Source organism: Butyrivibrio sp. DSM 10294 (assembly GCF_028539135.1).
GTDB lineage: Bacteria > Bacillota > Clostridia > Lachnospirales > Lachnospiraceae > Butyrivibrio.
On the sequence record NZ_JANSWL010000087.1, the window covers coordinates 442,534 to 459,498 of the forward strand.

14 protein-coding genes are annotated in these 16,965 nt (G+C 43.0%); 1 reads left to right on the forward strand and 13 read right to left on the reverse strand.

Translation table 11 applies throughout. The annotated features are described in order from the left end of the window. Positions 1 to 7: 7 nt before the first annotated feature. The 12 genes from NXH67_RS15745 to NXH67_RS15800 all read right to left on the reverse strand — a co-directional run bounded on the left by NXH67_RS15745 (position 8) and on the right by NXH67_RS15800 (position 15,250). Positions 8 to 988 carry an acyltransferase family protein gene (locus NXH67_RS15745; RefSeq protein WP_272797996.1) on the reverse strand — a complete coding sequence of 327 codons (981 nt, stop codon included), beginning with the start codon at positions 986 to 988 and terminating at the stop codon, positions 8 to 10. A 45-nt stretch (positions 989 to 1,033) separates the two neighbouring features. Next, complete coding sequence (locus NXH67_RS15750; RefSeq protein WP_272797997.1) at positions 1,034 to 2,128, reverse strand: glycosyltransferase family 4 protein; 1,095 nt, start codon at positions 2,126 to 2,128, stop codon at positions 1,034 to 1,036. Between the two features lie 112 nt (positions 2,129 to 2,240). Then, the gene (locus NXH67_RS15755; RefSeq protein ID WP_272797998.1) at positions 2,241 to 4,166 is read right to left on the reverse strand and encodes a hypothetical protein; all 1,926 of its coding nucleotides are present in this window, start codon (positions 4,164 to 4,166) and stop codon (positions 2,241 to 2,243) included. Positions 4,167 to 4,189: 23 nt separating this feature from the next. Next, positions 4,190 to 5,614 carry a lipopolysaccharide biosynthesis protein gene (locus NXH67_RS15760; RefSeq protein WP_272797999.1) on the reverse strand — a complete coding sequence of 475 codons (1,425 nt, stop codon included), beginning with the start codon at positions 5,612 to 5,614 and terminating at the stop codon, positions 4,190 to 4,192. Between the two features lie 18 nt (positions 5,615 to 5,632). After that, complete coding sequence (locus NXH67_RS15765) at positions 5,633 to 6,781, reverse strand: CDP-glycerol glycerophosphotransferase family protein (protein ID WP_022777683.1); 1,149 nt, start codon at positions 6,779 to 6,781, stop codon at positions 5,633 to 5,635. Positions 6,782 to 6,803: 22 nt separating this feature from the next. Beyond that, positions 6,804 to 7,643 (reverse strand): LicD family protein, encoded by an 840-nt coding sequence (locus NXH67_RS15770; protein ID WP_022777684.1) that lies wholly within the window; start codon positions 7,641 to 7,643, stop codon positions 6,804 to 6,806. A 2-nt stretch (positions 7,644 to 7,645) separates the two neighbouring features. Continuing rightward, positions 7,646 to 8,764, reverse strand: a complete 1,119-nt coding sequence (gene aepY, locus NXH67_RS15775; protein ID WP_022777685.1) for a phosphonopyruvate decarboxylase — start codon at positions 8,762 to 8,764, stop codon at positions 7,646 to 7,648. Beyond that, on the reverse strand, positions 8,761 to 9,891 hold the full coding sequence (locus NXH67_RS15780; RefSeq protein ID WP_272798000.1) for a phosphonoacetaldehyde reductase: 1,131 nt from the start codon (positions 9,889 to 9,891) through the stop codon (positions 8,761 to 8,763). The genes aepY and NXH67_RS15780 overlap by 4 nt, the downstream gene beginning before the upstream one ends. Before the next feature lie 4 nt (positions 9,892 to 9,895). Next, positions 9,896 to 11,905: a phosphoenolpyruvate mutase gene (gene aepX / locus NXH67_RS15785; protein ID WP_272798001.1), complete on the reverse strand. Its 2,010-nt coding sequence runs from the start codon at positions 11,903 to 11,905 to the stop codon at positions 9,896 to 9,898. 36 nt (positions 11,906 to 11,941) lie between these two features. After that, the gene (locus NXH67_RS15790; RefSeq protein WP_272798002.1) at positions 11,942 to 13,066 is read right to left on the reverse strand and encodes a glycosyltransferase; all 1,125 of its coding nucleotides are present in this window, start codon (positions 13,064 to 13,066) and stop codon (positions 11,942 to 11,944) included. Positions 13,067 to 13,091: 25 nt separating this feature from the next. After that, positions 13,092 to 13,829 (reverse strand): glycosyltransferase family 2 protein, encoded by a 738-nt coding sequence (locus tag NXH67_RS15795; RefSeq protein ID WP_022777688.1) that lies wholly within the window; start codon positions 13,827 to 13,829, stop codon positions 13,092 to 13,094. Positions 13,830 to 13,864: 35 nt separating this feature from the next. Next, positions 13,865 to 15,250, reverse strand: coding sequence for a sugar transferase (locus tag NXH67_RS15800; protein ID WP_272798003.1), 1,386 nt, complete (start codon positions 15,248 to 15,250; stop codon positions 13,865 to 13,867). A gap of 149 nt (positions 15,251 to 15,399) precedes the next feature. On the opposite strand from NXH67_RS15800, the gene NXH67_RS15805 reads away from it, so the two are divergent. Beyond that, a complete protein-coding gene (locus tag NXH67_RS15805) occupies positions 15,400 to 16,578 on the forward strand; it encodes a hypothetical protein (RefSeq protein WP_272798004.1) in 1,179 nt (392 codons plus the stop codon). A gap of 77 nt (positions 16,579 to 16,655) precedes the next feature. Here NXH67_RS15805 and NXH67_RS15810 read toward each other — a convergent pair whose 3' ends face one another. Beyond that, complete coding sequence (locus NXH67_RS15810; RefSeq protein WP_022777692.1) at positions 16,656 to 16,814, reverse strand: rubredoxin; 159 nt, start codon at positions 16,812 to 16,814, stop codon at positions 16,656 to 16,658. Between the last annotated feature and the right edge of the window lie 151 nt (positions 16,815 to 16,965).

Consider the following 16,965-nt stretch of genomic DNA (forward strand, 5'->3'; position numbering starts at 1 on the left):
CGATCACTTATTTTTTCCTGTAAATCACCTTATCTTCAAAGGTAAGCAAAAGTTTGGCAACTACCAATGCGCATACGATGGCAATCATATTCATAATTAAAAGATTGTTATCCAGGTGCTTCATCTTAAGAGCATCAATGATTCTCTCATGCACCAGATATATCTCCAGTGTCAGAGGTGAAAGCCAGCGAAAAACAGGCCCCAGCTGCTTCACTTCCCCTATAATGCCAAAGAACATGGAAAAGATCACCGCCATCACCAGATATAAATATCTCTTGGAAACATAGTCCGCAATGAAGCTGTCCCATACAAATACACTGATGATAGATACGATCATAAGCAAAATCACATGAACATACGACAGTCTCGATTCCTTTTTGTCATAAACCGCCTTGCCCATATAGGAGCCCACCAGGAATATGGGGATTCGTCTCCACATGATCTCCGTTGACTTCCAGAATTCAGGAAATGCATAGCTCATGACAGCGTTAAAGCCGATTGAAACCGCAAGTGCCGCAACAAGAGCCCATATACTCCAGTTTGTCCTAAGGTATAACCGGTAGACAAAATAATACAGAATATAGCAGACAGTAATACATGTAATAAACCATATCACCAGAGAATCCTTGATAAACATATCAATTCCGGTAACATATGTTATGTATGATAGGAACCTTCTGTCCCGCACAAAATACAGATAGCATACAGACAACACGATTATCGTAGGTATCCATACTCTCTTAAGCCTGTTTATGTAGAACCTCTTCCAGGAGCTGTTCTTTGTTATGGCAAAATACAAAGAGATTCCGGAAACAAACAGGAAAATATCAACTCCAAGATTCCCCATCAGTTTGAAGGAATGGAGAATCTGCAGGCCCCCCTCAATATTCTTCGGAGACTTGCAGTGGAATATCATTATACAGATGATGGCCAGTGCATACACTGCATCTCTGTTCTTACTTATCATGTACCAATTAAACTTTTTCATTCCTGTGACAACCCCCAACCGCTGCCAAATAACTAATTTATTATATCACAGCATCTTCCGGGCTCTTTCGATCCAGGTGTACTGCTTTACTTTTTCTTTGGCAGCCTCTGCTCTTTGAGCGGCCTGCCTTGGACCCTCCTTGATAGAATCAAGCGCCTTCTTCCATTCTGTTTCATCGGCGCTGTCCGCCAGATAGGCGATATTATCATCAACTACTTCCCTTATAACCGGAAGGTCAGAGGCAATTATCACCCTGCCGCTTGCCATGTACTCAAAGAGTTTGAGCGGCGATGTAAATTTGCCTATATCCTCCCCCATGACCATAACCTTGTCCTGGTTGGGAAGAAGCAGCACGTCCATGCTGCACATGATCGCCGGTATCTCTGCGTTCCTTACATGCCCATGGAAGTGAACGTTGTCACTAAACGGCTTGCCTGTCTCCTTCTCTGCGGCCTCTTTGGTGTCGCCATATATCTCATAGTCATTATCAGGGTCCAAAGCAGCCAATCTTCTGATGAGATCTATGCCTTTGCCAATAAGTGTCTTACCAAAATATCCTATTTGAAGCCTCTCCCCGAAATTCCCGGAGGGCTTGTCGGATATTCCTTCATAATCGCTGAGGGTGCAGGCATCGGGCAAAACTGTGATTCTGTCAGGGCTTACACCATACTTTTTCACATAATAATCCTTAAGTCCCTCTGAGATCATCACCAGTTTAAGCTTTTTGTTATTCACAAAGGGCCCCCATTTGATCATCCTGTAAAACCTGCCGCAGAGGTGATTAAGATCTCCGTGAAGATCAAGAGTAGCCTCTGTTCCCTTCATTACAGCAAAAAAGGCTGTGAAGGGATCCCTTGTCACTATGCGGTCTGCGCCGCTCTTTATCGCCATCTTAACTGCGGCATTGGCCCACTTTATCTGTGACAGCCTGTCTTTCCCCTTCTCTTTAAGTTCAATTATCTCAAAATCATGGTTAAGTCCATAATATTCAGCAGCGCTTATGCTCTTATCACTTCCTGAGACAATCAGACTAAAGCTGTCCGTAAGCTCCGTAAAGCCTTCTGATATCTTGGCAATATGCACACTATTCGTTGATTTAGAAGGCACTGTCGCCCTTGCTATATATACTACTCTTTTCATATCCGCTAACCTCTTTGTGTGGTTGCATTAAAAAACAAGATAACAGGCAGCACCGAGGCGGCACTGTCTGTCCTTTAAACGATTCATCATCCAATTAAACAAGTATACGGATTTAATTCATATCCGCAATCTTAAGCCTGACATTTTCCCCATCAACTATAACGGAATAGAAATGTCCCAAAGCAATTTCGTCTTCAAAGATGCTGCCGTATTCTTCGGCGAAATTGTCATCAACCGCTGCGAGGAACACATATCTGCATTCTTTGAGCTTGTCAGCCCACTCCTCAAGCGTAATCTTGTGAGGCTCGTCAGCAAGAGTGCTAAGATGCATATCGATATAATCTTTGGAAACAATTCTACCCGGTGATAACTCAAAATTAAATCGGTCTACGTTCTCATCGCCAGTCTCATCAATGAAATAGACCACATCGGGATATTCAATATCGACCTTCTCAATAGCGTCATATCTTGCCACTTCGGAACGAACAAAAGTCTGACGGTAGAATATACCAAGGTCAGATATAAACACAGCTGTGAATACCAGTAGTCCGATGACTACAGGGTACAGCGAGGTTTTCTCCATATCCCTTAATATGATTGAGATGTACAGCAGAACAAACACAATGATATATCCAAAAAGATATCTTTCACACTGTTTGGCTTTGACAGTCTGATTAAGTCCCCTTCCGTAGAAGTTGGTCAGATACACCACTGATGCATAAACCAAAAAGCCAGCATTTACAAGGATCATAAATATCCTGTTCCGCCTTCTGACACTGTCCTCTTTTTCCCTGGATAACATATACAGGAGGCAGGGAAGAATCACAATTACCATGATAAAAGGTGCCTGAAGATTGGATCCAAAGCCGTATGCCCTGTCAACGCAGTAGTTGGAAAAAATTATCTGAGCAAAGCTTCCCATGGTCTGAAGCCTTATATCAGCAGGCATTATCACAGTTGTGCCTGCGAAGATGGCAATTGCCATCAAAATCACCAATGAAATATATACTTTTAGATTCTTTTTAAGAAGAATCCTGATTCCGATATACAAAGTCGCGGCAAATACGATGACAGCCGCCACTACTGCGTAGGGCTTCATCTTATGTATAGCCTGACCGATACTGAACTTCTCCTCAGCATCATTTAATTTGCAGAAGAAAGTCCAGCTAAGCTTGGACAGTACTACAGCTACGGTGCAGACAGTCAGGAAATAATATCTCCTGATGCCCTCCTGCTTCTCATATACCATTTCCATGCCTGCAATGATCATAAGACATATAAGCGCAAGGATAATACCGGTGCTCTTAATATGGATCAGAAAAACAAGCGAACTGATAACTAAAACCTTATAATATCTGTCTCCCGTCTGTTTTAACGCCATATATGCAGCCAGCACAAAAGCAGTAAGAATTCCTGCAATGTAATCATACTGCATCGCCACAACGCCGCCTTTATAGGTCAGCGGCAGGAACAGCATAAAGAACAATCCCAGACAGAACTTAAGGATCTTGTCCCTTTTCTTATCACTCTCTGTCTGCCTGAAGAAAAATACCAGCATAGCAACCTGCATTGCAACTCCGGCAAAAAGCTGCATGCCCTCCGAATAGTTGGGCCACATTTTAAGACTAAGATATTTCCAGACCATAACGCCTACCGGCTCTTTGAATCTGCAGATATCATTCACATAATAAAACTCACGGGGATATTTCTCATATGCAACAAGACTGTCCTGACTATTTACAAATCTTCCCTTGAAGACAAGCATATAGTAGCCACACAAAAGAAGATATTGCAGTAGTCCCGGGGTGATGAGATTGGCAATCTTTTTCTTCCTGATACCATATACAACTGTTCCCACCGTAGATAATACCGCAATACCGGCCACCAGATAGGTAGCGATCCACAATTCATAGATGATTCCGCACAGATATGCAAGGAGCGATGCCCAGATCATGGAAAGGGCAATTGTCTCTTCTGTCTTTTTGTCAAAAACTATCGCCAATAGCATTGCTATGGGAATCACTATCAAAAACGCCATATACTCCTCCTGATCGGAATACTTTACTTCTTCTTACGTATAACTTCCTTAAACGCAAATACCAGTTCCTTGCGGTAAAACCACAGTGCTATCAGTGATGCGATGATAAATGCCACATATTTTAGGAGAATATGCGCATTCAGGAAATAAACCGCAACGCCGCTTATTATCACTACCATAAGTATCAGCATAATATCCGAAAGCCTGAAAACGTTCTGAACTATACTGTGCTGCTTCAGAACCTTCTTAGAAATCATCCAATGAACAAAGAACTGAAATGCATAACTGGCAAACGTGGTAAACGCCGCAGCATTATATCCGTACATCGGTATAAAGATCAGGTTACCTGTAATGTTTACTATAGCTGAAATAATAGTCATCATTGCGATATATCTGGTCTTCTTGAAATAATACTCAATTCCAACAGGAATGGTATACAGATACAGCATAAAAATGCCAATGAGGATTGGAATAAAAATACCGCTTCCTTCCCAATAATCCTTGGGTCCCAAAATATGGATCACTTCATTCTCCACCACCAGCATACCTATAGCAAGGAATGCAATAACAGCCATATATATTCTTGACACCTTACGGATAGTTGGATAGTCCTCTTCTTTCATTTTCTTATAGAACCACACACCCCATACATTCTCTGCCGAGTAAAAAATAACCTGAAGGACATATGCGATGCTGTATGAAAAAGAATAGATTCCCGTGCGGGCAGCACCCACTATATTTGTGATGGCAATCCTGTCAAACTGACTCTGGATCTGCTGCGACATAAAATGCCAGATCATGGGAAAGCCAAAACCAAGGGCATATTTGGCCATGTCAGGTTTTACTCTGAAATGCCCTCTTTGGCCCAATGAGATGAAAATCTCAATACCAATAAGAATAAGCGGAATTGCACTTCCGACTATCCTTCCGTATTCCCTGGAGGATGTAAATACAAGTTTTATAAGAGCAATAGACAAAACGACATTAAAAATCGCATTAAATGCCGCATATGCCATAAATTTCCTATAGTTATAATCAAGTGCCAGCCTTGCATTGCTGATAGCCAGCATGGCGGTTCCAAAGGAGTGGAATATCAGACAGGCAAATACATACCAGGGATACTCACTTCCGAAGTGGAACAAACTACGAGCAGCAAAGATGCCGGCTGTAAGAACCGTCAGGGGTACAACTGTAATTCCTACGATGGTAGAAACATAGGTATCTATTTCCGACTCATAATCAATACCGGCATTTCTGATGGAAGGATACATTCCAAGACCTATGATAATTGCCAATATCGCCTCATAAGCCATGTAGGTATTGAATACACCAAACTCCTCAGTGGACAAAAGCCTGGAAAAGATAGGCAAAGTCAAAAAAGCAATGCTCTTTATCAATATATTTCCGACTGTATATCCGATTCCTGCTTTTATCTCTTTTCTGGCCATGACCTTAGAAATTCTTCCTTACTTTCCCTGCAAAATATCGACGATATATCGGCTGGTACGCTCTGAAGCCCTGCCATCGTCATAATCTTCAATCTTCTCCTTGAAGAGCTTGTCTACCGCTACTACATACGGCTCTGCATCAAATGCCGCAATATTCTCAATAAGTTTATCATTATCCTGAGCATTGGGGAAAGGCAATTCTTCTCTTGTAAAATACAATCCTCTTCCTGCGCAGTAGTCCTGATAATCCTTCTGATACAGAAATACCGGCTTGTGAACCATTCCCATCTCAAACATAACGCTTGAATAGTCAGTTATGAGACAATCGCTGACAGCCATGATCTCATAGGTGTCGTCATAGCCGCGAGCATCTATGACTCTGGGGTCACCCGGAATAAGATTATCGGCATTTCTCATAACAGGATGGAACTTGGTGACAAAAACCCACTCTCCACCCCATTTACTCTCAAGAGCCTTAAGTATTGCGTCATAATCAAGATCATAGACATCTGTTCTCTGATCATCTCTGAAGGTAGGAGCATAGAACACAACCTTTGCACCCTCTTTGATACCGATCTTTTTCCTGTAAAGAGCCTTGTCCTCATCAGTTGCGTTGAACAATATATCAAGTCTTGGATATCCGTGCTTAAGAATCTCCTTATTAAAGCCAAAGTCCTTCTGGTAAACTTTATCTCCGAAGCCGCTGCTTGATATCATTACATCAGTAATCGCTATATCATGCTGCATTCTCTTGGTAGCAAGGAAATCAGAATTATTAACGGCATTACCGATCTTCTTTACACTGATACCTCCATGCCAGGTCTGGATATAAGTCTGGCCCTTTCTCTTGATCATATAGAGATTGACTCTGCTGTTAAAATACCATACCTTTGCAGTTGCCAGCTCATACATTGACCTGAGTGAGTGGATCTTGACCTTGGTGATGTATTCCGGATACTCCTCATCCATGTTCTTGGCAAGCCAGATGTACTTGCCCTGCGGATAATCCTTGGCAAGTCTCTCTGCCACGTATCTTGGGTTATCACTTAATCCCTTGCCACCAAAGCTCATTAGTATGACCTTGGAATTATCGATGGGAAATATTCTGAAGATCACCAGTATGATCCGTAAACAATAGTTAATTATGTACTTTATTACGTTTGCCATATAATATCTCCAAGCAAATTGATCAGCAGCCTTCTGTACTACGGATCTTATAGCTTCCAAAATCAAGTTCGACTATGCAGTGCCTGTTCTCTCTTTCCGATTCCGGAGGAAACTGCATATAGTCTCTGTATAACTGAGTCAGATATTCCTTATATCCCACAGGAATGGGCATTACATTCTTCTCGAATTCGCAGTCCACGATTTCGCTGAATATGCTCCCAGGCATTCTCTCCTTCATATAGCCATAGGCTCCGTAATGGCAAATGAGATAGTCGGAAGACTGCCCGGCTCTTTCTTCAATTTTCTTCTCAATCTTCTTTTTGAGGGAGTCCACACTGCCCGGACAATGCTTCATGGCAAAATAGGCAATGCGCTTAATAAGTCCCGCATCGGCAGGCATATAGCCATTCTTGGCAAGTATGCGCCTTTTAAGGACATAGAAGAGCTTCTCATCCTTTTTCTCTTCCTCAATTGAAGGAGCCCCATTGTCATAGGGAAAAATATCAATAAATATTCCGTTATGTGCAGAAGAATCAACTGCATTCTGTTCCACAAAATGCGTGCCCCTGATCCTTAATTTGGCATAGCCAAATCCAAAAGCCGGATCCACATCCCAGTCCTGATACTCATACTCAGGATCAAGATCCTTGTCACAGGCAGCCCTAAGCTTTTTGTAATCAGCTCTGGTCATGGCAACATCCAGATCATCATCCCAGGGAATAAAGCCTTTATGCCTTACTGCACCCAGCATGCTTCCGTAGGCCAGCCAGAATTTTATACCGTTTTTGTCGCAGACTCTCTTAAGTTCTATCAAAAGATCCAGCTGCGCCAAATGAACTTTTTTCAAATCCTCTTTTTGCATACTTATCCTCTGATGAACTCCATGAACTGAAGCTTATTGTCCAATGCACTTGTTGTGGGTCTTCCCAGGTCTTTTCTTGCTCCGATGGAACATTTAACCTCGATAAGAGAAAGAGCCTTTCTTGTCTTAGCTTCCTTGAGAGCCTCATCCAGCTTCTCAAAGCTGTCTACACAGATAGCATGCTCATAACCGCAGGCTTTGGCAATAGCTACAAGGTCGATGCTTCCTGCAACGGTTGGCATACCTCCGACAGTCTCATGAGCTGAGTTATTGATAACAACATGTACAAGATTCCCGGGCTTGTTATTGCCTATAACAGCCATGGCGCCCATGTGCATAAGAGCAGCTCCGTCTCCATCAATACACCATACCTTGCGCTCGGGAGCATTGATTGCAACTCCAAGTGCTATAGAGCTTGAGTGTCCCATAGAGCCAACTGTAAGGAAATCATATTTATGTCCCTGCTTGTTAGCTTCTCTTATTTCGAACAGTTCCCTGCTGGCCTTACCTGTAGTAGAAACGATCGGGTCCTCTCCGCTCACTTCAACAATATGTCTGATGATTTCTTCTCTGACCATTGTGTTATCGTTCTTGTAAACTGCTGCCTCGTCGTACTCCAATGCTCCCTTTTTGATAACAAAGGCAACATCCTTACCTGCTGCAAGCTGCTTTCTGAAGCTTTCCAGAGTATTCATAAGGTCGCTCTCGCTGGTATCCTTATCAACAACAAATGAGTCAACTCCCATATCCTCAAGAAGCTTAATTGTTACCTCACCCTGATAAATGTGCTGAGGTTCGTCATGTACCCCGGGCTCACCTCTCCATCCGATGATAAAGATCATGGGTATTGCATATACTTTCTCGTTAAGAAGTGAAGCCAATGGATTGATGATATTGCCCTCACCGCTGTTCTGCATATAAACAACCGGCACCTTACCTGTAGCAAGATGATAACCTGCTGCCAATGCTGTACAGTTTCCTTCATTAGCAGCAATTATGTGATGCTTTTTATCTATACCGTACAGGTTGATTAAATAGTCGCATAAAGGCTTTAGCTGAGAATCTGGCACTCCCGTATAAAAATCAGCTCCTATCATTTCCACAAACTTTTCAACCTTCATTGTCTTACTCCTTCCAAAATCTGTTCATACAACTGTCTGATCGTTGCCTTATCCAATGCTATTGGATTATTCTTTAATCTCTGCTCATTTACTGAGTCTGTTAATTCATTAATTTGTTCCTGATCTGCCTTAGGTGTATCCAGTTCAAGCACCTTATATATTCTTTCAAGCTTTTCCTTGGCTTCTTCCGTGCTGCCACATCCCAGAGCCTTGGAAATCTGCTCAAATACACTCTTTAGATATTCACTTCCTCTTGGATCACTGCATCTGTCTGTGCGCTCAGTCATCCATGGGAAAAGTATCTTATCACATAAAAATGCTGCATGTCCATGCGCCAGTCCGAATAAACTTGTAATCTTATAACACATCGCATGACCTGCAGTTGTCTGAGTTATATTGATTGCCTTGCCTGCAGTATTGGCCGCTATCAACATCTGCCTGTTGCCTTCCGGGGTATTATTGAGATATTCCTCCATGTTAGCCATTATCATACTGATGGCATCACAGCTGTAGCTACGGCTCTCCTCCGTGCTGTTAACTGACCAGAAGGACTCTATTGAATGTGCCAGCGCATCCAGCATGGAACTCTTTCTGTGATAATCCGGAAGCGATTTAAGTGCATCGGGATTCAGAAAAACAACATTCGGAATACTGCTGACATGGGTTACCGACTGCTTTACTCCGTTATAATATATAACCGCAAATCTGGTGGCCTCAGAGCCTGTACCAGCGGTTGTAGGCATTACTGCAAAGGGAATATCACTTGGCTGCAGTTCCATTTTAAGGAACTCTCCATTCTCACCGTCGCCTTCAAGGCCGGTAAAAAGCTTGATGCATTTGGCCACATCAATAGCAGATCCGCCTCCAATGGCCACAATACTGTCGCATCCATTCTCACGGAACAGCTTCACTCCCTGTACTACAGATTCATAGGTGGGGTTGGGCTTGAAGTCCGAAAACATAGTGATATTTGAGCCTGTAACCTTGCCCAGAATCAAATCGTTAACACAAAGCGTACTGCTTGTGTGTTTGCCACACACAAGCAGTACGTTATTATACATTCCCGAATCAAGAAGTTGCCTTAACTCCGATAATTCACCGGTGGTAGAAATAAGCCTTTGCTCCATAATATCAAACCTCATCAGGAATCAATCTTATAATGTCTTTGAACGGCATCAGCATCTTGTCGCATTCCTCGGCGCGGTGGTTCTCAAGGATGATCCTTGCAGCCTCCTGTATTGCCGGAACGGTAGCTCTCATCAGCTGATTTGCATATATTATTACATTGGCGCCTCTTTCCTTCCACTCTTCCTCTTTAACAGAGTTAAAGCTTGTAGGTACCAAAACCACAGGTGTCTTGGAATTCTTTTCCCTGAATTTCTCAAGGAATTCAAATATCTCTGAAGGATCCTTCTTTCTGCTGTGGATCATGATTGCATCTGCACCTGCTGCTACAAATGCAAAGGCTCTTTCAAGAGCATCCTCCATTCCCTGTTCAAGGATAAGGCTCTCTATTCTTGCACAGATCATGAACTCCTTGGTGCGCTGTGCCTTTTTACCTGCACGAATCTTCTCGGAAAAGCTCTCGATGCTGTCCTGCGTCTGTACTACCTCAGTTCCGAAAAGACTGTTTTTCTTAAGTCCTGTCTTATCTTCAATGATTACCATTGATACGCCCAGTCTCTCAAGAGACCTTACGGTGTATACAAAATGCTCTGTCTTTCCGCCTGTATCACCGTCGAAGATGATGGGCTTGGTGGTAACCTCTGTAATATCCTCTATTGTTCTGAAACGGGAGGTCATATCAACCAGCTCGATGTCAGGCTTACCCTTTGCCGTGGAATCACACAGGGAAGAAACCCACATAGCGTCATACTGATGTGCTCCGCCGTTCTGATAAACTACTGTATTCTCAACCACGAGGCCTGTAAGACCGTCATGAGCTTCCATTGCAGTAACAAGGCCCTTGGCATCAAGCATTCTTCTAAGGCTTCCACGTCTGATATCAGGCATGGCAAGATCTGCTCTCTGGCGATTGTCGATGTCCTTGTACTTATCATCACTGGCATAAGGATACTCAACAAGTCTTCCGCCATAAGTTGCAAGAATTGATGTAACTTCATCCCTTATGGGTCTCTGGAAGCCGTTCTGCCAGTCATCTCCGTGAACAACGATGTCAGGTCTGTACTCCTTAAGGTTGTCCTTGTAGGACAGTGTCTTCTGCTCAACAACCTTGTAAACACCGGAAATATTCTCAAACATTATCTTTCTCTCTGAGAAAGGAACAAGAGGCATTCTCTTGTAGGAGGCTACAGCTTCATCGGACAGAACACCTATAATAAGCTTACCGAGCTTCTGAGCCTTTTTGATAATTGCTATATGTCCTCCGTGGATAATATCTGTTGAAAAGCACATATATACCACTCTTGACTCAATTTCCTTAAGCTTGGAACTTACAACAGCGAGATCTTCAGGATTATCGATCTCAGCGCAAAGCATATTCTTCATATCGGCGGGCTTAATAACGCATTTATCTGTCACTTCGTTAAGAGCATTCTCCGCATAGACATTAGTATTGCCGCTCTCACAGAATTCGCAGATCTTATCAAGCCAGATCTTCCAGTCTTCCTTCTTGAGCTTATAGAGAGCCTGCGCTTCCATAGCTTCATTAAAGAATTCTATTCCAACCTTCTCTACCTTGCCGTTTCTAACTACAGCCTTAAAATCCTTCTCAGGAAGCTCAAGAGTAGAGGATACTGCCATGGAACTGTCCTTTGCAGCGATTATTCTGTCCAGAACCTCGTTTTCAAAAACAAGGTCACCGTGCATAAGGATGATGTCATCATCAAGATGCTCCCTTGCACAGTAGATACTGTAAATATAATTGGTACTGTCATATTTGGGATTCTTCACAAAAGTAAAATGAATCGGAAGATCAAGACTCTGACAGTAGTTGACCAAAACCGCATCGAAAAGACCTGTAGTCATTACTACCTCTTCAATGCCTGCTGCGCAGAGCTGTGTCAGCTGTCTTGACAATATTGTCTCTTTTGAGGAAATCTCGGTCATGCACTTAGGATGCTCTGAAGTCAGAACGCCCATACGTGATCCCATTCCTGAATTAAGAATTAATGCTTTCATATAAATATAAAACCTTTCTTTCCAAAACTACGCTTTTTAGTATATCACATCTGTTATTATCTTGCTCACAGCCTGTATATCCTGCGGTACTACAACGCTGTCCTGTCTGTGAATCGTCTCGGCGCAGCCGCCTGTATCATAAGTTATTACCGGTGTTCCGCAGGCCTCCGCCTCAAGATTGACGGTTGGCAGATTGTCCTCATGGGTAAGATTGACAAATGCATCTGCGGCGGAATATATTTCTGCCAGCTTAGTGGCACTGCTTGTTCTGGGAAGTGCCAGTATATCGATGCCTCGCTTATGAAGGTCATCTATCTGTGCTTCATTAAGTCCCACAAGAACTATCTTGTATCTGCCCGGTGCCTTGGCATCAAGGATTCTTGACAGCTCTATATAATCATCAAGACCTTTCCTTCTCTCCCAGATGCTGGCAACTCCAAGAAGCATCTTTTTGTCCGCAAGATCATGGTCCTTTCTGAAGGAACTGTCTGTAGGCTTGAACACCTCAGTATTTATCCTGTTGTAGATTACTTCGACCGGGTACTCTGCCAAAAAGCTCTTTTCAACTTCAGCTTTAAGCCATGCTGAAGGTGTGATTATCTGCAGGTTCTTAACACCTGTAAATGCAGCCTTTTTCCTAAGATAATTATCCTTGCTGTTGTCGCGATTACTCTTTGGATACTGCGCTAGTGAAGGACATTCACTGCAGCAGGTCATCCATTTATCGCATTTTTCGTAGGTGTAATAGGCGCAGTGCCCTGTAAATGTCCAGCAGTCATGAAGGGTCCACTTGACCTTCATATCAGGTCTGGACTTGATCCATGCAAAGAGCATTTCATAGTTTATATAATAACCGTGAATATTGTGAAGCCACAAAATATCGGGATTGTATTCCTCGGCCCATTTCAGGAACTTAGCCGTTGCATGTCTCGATCCCAGTCCGTGTTTGTCCGTAAGGCGGGTGTAGATACCGTGCATGTAAGTATCAGCCTTACTACCGATAAGCACCGCGTATTTTTCAGCCCCCGCCGGAATCTCCGGTTTTCTTCCGTATGCTATTTTAACCTCAAAGCCCTTCTCGTCGTACTCCCTGGCAATATCAAGGACGATTTTGCCCGTAGAGCCATACCCCAGAACGGCATTAATCAACAAAACTTTCATTACTTAACTGACCTGTGTTCTAATCTCATTTGAGTAATAAATACTTGGCGATCTCCTGACCGAAGCATTCAAAATAATAGAGTCTGCTATAGCCATTCTCCTTGTAAACCTGATACTTGGTCTTAATTCGCTCAAGTGTGTTCTTAAAGGATTTCTTGGAACTCCAGCCGCCGATGTAGAAATCAGCAAGAACCTGCGGGATTATCGTGACCTTCTTGCCCATCTTAAGAGCCTTCAAGTACCATCCGTAGTCTGAGTGAACATTCTCTATGCCATAGAGTCCCACATCCTTGTAGCAGCTGCGGGATGCATACATAGCGGGGTGATTGAAATGGCGGGAGGTCTGATACCGACCATCCTTAGCATGTTTCTCAATTATCTGTGATTCGCCGTTATGAATGCGGATGGCGCCCATATAAATATCAGCGCTGCCGTCTGCTACAGCCTTCTCTACAATCTCAAGGGCATTGTTATCATAGGCATCGTCGCTGTTAAGAATACCGATGTAGTCTCCCGTAGCAATGGATACACCTTTGTTCATGCCATCATAGGGACCTCTGTCCTTCTCTGAGATAACCTTAAGAACATAACCCTTAGCTTCATACTGCTGCCTGTAGGATTCCACAATCTCAAGAGTCTTGTCGGAGGATTTGCCATCAACGATGATATGCTCCAGGACACCGACACTCTGTCTTAGTACTGATTCAATTGTCCGACTTACAGTTTTTTCACTGTTGTAAGTCACTGTAACTATAGATATCATTACCGGATCACAATTCCTTTACTATAACGAGATGCTCACGCATCGTGCATCTCATCCTGTTTTTCCTCTGAGAATCCCTCTGTGCTGTCCTTCTGAACAAGAATCTTGACTGTCTCAAATAATATCTGAAGATCCAACAGAATTGAATAATTGGTTATGTAATACAGATCCATCTTAAGCTTATTCAAGGGGCTGGTATTGTATTTACCAAAAACCTGTGCAGGGCCCGTAAGACCGCCCTTTACCTTAAGGCGAAGCTCAAACTCAGGAACATCCTCGGTGTACTTCTTCACATGCTCGATACGCTCGGGTCTTGGTCCAACGATGGACATATCACCACGGATAATATTGATAAGCTGTGGAAGCTCGTCTATTCTGGTTGGTCTGATAATATGGCCCACCTTGGTGATACGATCATCCTTCTCTCCTGCAGGGTGTGGTCTTCCATCCTTCTCCGCATCAACGATCATGGAGCGGAATTTCAGAATGCTGAATTCCTTGCCGCCAATGGTAGTCCTCTCCTGTCTGAAGAAAACAGGGCCGCCATCCTCCAGTTTAATGGCAAGCGCGGTTATCAGAAGGATCGGGCTGGTCAGAATTATTCCAATGAGAGATAACAGCACATCAAAAAATCTCTTAATTGCCAGCTGCCAGGGTGAAATACCGCTGTTTCTGCACAAATAAAGAGGTGTATCGAAGAGGTTGATCTCCTCTGAATGTTTTTCGATAATATCGGAAATCTTCGGAGTAAAGTAGACTCTCTTATCCCTGCTGAAGCACTCTTTTAATATGTCGTTCTTAACTTCTGATGGAATATCATTGATAAGGACCGCATCGTAACCTGACATCTTGTCATATATAGGCTGCAGATTCCCGTCCAATTTATCTATATTGATGGACTCGCCGATGCTGTACTTATCCGGTCTTCCATCCATGAAATGGAGCTTGCCTCCGGTGCGGTCACAGAATACTTCAAGAATCCTGTGGGGAGGGAAAATTTTCCTGTAAATATCAACCAATAATAAAGTAGCAAAGCAAAGAACCACCGACTGAATCAAAAATACCAGTGCATATCGCCACAAAAAAGCCGGGAAAAATCTGAACTGGCCGGTTATAGCGCAGGATACAAGGGTTTCAAGTGCATTAGTACAAAAAAGAGTCAACACCTGCGAAGCAAGCAGGTTAGCCTTTCTGTCCACACCAATCCTGAACGCCTTAAGAGCCTTACCCAGTATAAGGTACAAGATGAAATATATTCCTGCTGACATTAAAAGGTTGGCATAACCCAAAAGATGTCCCGTCTGGTTATTCTCTTTGGCAAATTCATACCACCACATCATAAATACGCCTGTTGCAAAAATAGCAAAGACCAATGTGCATGCTGCCCTGTATATATATTTCCCCTTCTTCTGTGAACTCATCTACCGGTTCTCCATTCCGCATTAAAATCTCAAAGGTCATTTTAACACATGCATCCCCTTATGGAAAGTTAAGGGGTTCCATTACTTCATTTTGCGCAAATTTTGCGTTATACTGAAATTTGTTGAAATTAGTTTTGGGGAGAATAACCATGCAAACAATTGATAAAAAACTCTATGACTTTTGCTGCAAGCACGCTTTTCATATAGTAATGCTGCTTCTCTTGGCAGTATCCGTGATGATAAGATGGACCTTGGCGCCCAACACCTTTTTGTCCGGTGACTACAACACCTTCTATAAGCCCTGGATCGAACAGTATAGAACTGATGGAATTGTCTCCTGTCTGAGGCAGGGAATAGGTGATTACTACGTACCCTTCAACCTGTTGTACGCTCTGTTTTCACTTCTGCCGGTTGAACCCTGGGTACCCCTTAGCATATTCTTCTGTGCAATGGAATATATCAGCGTGTACTATATCTATAAGCTGCTGCGTCTGATAGGCGCCAAAATAGGTATGGATCAATCCGAGAATTATGGTAAGTTCGCACTGTTTGTAGCTGTAGCAACTTTGTATCTCCCCCATGTGATACTTAATTCATCCCTTTGGAAACAGTGTGATTCCATTTATACAATGTTTACCTTTGCAAGCCTGTATTATCTTCTGAAGGAAAAGCATACGCTTGCCTTTGTACTTTTGTCTGTGGGCTTTTGCTTCAAGCTTCAGATGATATTTGTGCTTCCGTTCTTTATTATAGCCTATGTGTGCTTCCACAAGTTCACATTTTTCCAGTTCTTCCAAATTCCGGCCTGGTACATTGCCTTCGGCATTCCCGCCATTGCCTGCGGAAGACGCTGGCAGGACGTCTATAAGACCTATCTGGGACAGATGGGCCAGGAAGATGCCATGACGATCAATACTCCCGGTTTCTACCTGCTTGGACTTAACGACTACTACGGGCTCTACAGAGCTGCGATTTTGACAACTATAGCCATTTTCGTCATCATAGCCTACTATTCCTTTATGCAGAAGGACAAACTTGACCTTAAAAGAGTATTCCAGCTGACAGGACTGTGTATCTGGACCTGCTATATGTTCCTTCCCGCAATGCATGAGAGATATGATTACACCGCCATCATCTTTGTTTTCGTATATGTCCTCATGTTCCGCAGAAAGTATTTGTGGGTTCCTATCTCCATGATGATATGCTCCATCTGTACCTATTCAAATGCACTGATATACGGAAGTCCCATCCCGTTATGGATCTGCGCCATCGCATATTTCGCAGCCTACATAGGTTATTGCTACGACTATTTCAAAGGACTGCGATAAACACCGAAATAATTACATTAAAAAGGCTATGCACCTCGTTCAAAAAGTGCATAGCCTTTTACTTTACAATCATCTCATCAAGCTTCTACAGCAAACTCTTCCTTGCCTACACCGCAAAGGGGACAAACAAAATCTGCAGGAAGATCGTCCCACTTGGTTCCCGGAGCAATTCCGTTATCCGGATCGCCGGCAGCTTCATCATAAATATATCCACAGGTGCCACATACATACTTCATAAGCAAACCCTCCATTCTGCAAATTGAATGTTTTATTGGAAACATATGAATATTATACCACACAAAACTAAAATTGGGGTCTGACCCCAATTCACAGTTTAGACACAATTTATATTTTCGCAACCACTGATAAATACTGGCCTCACGCTAT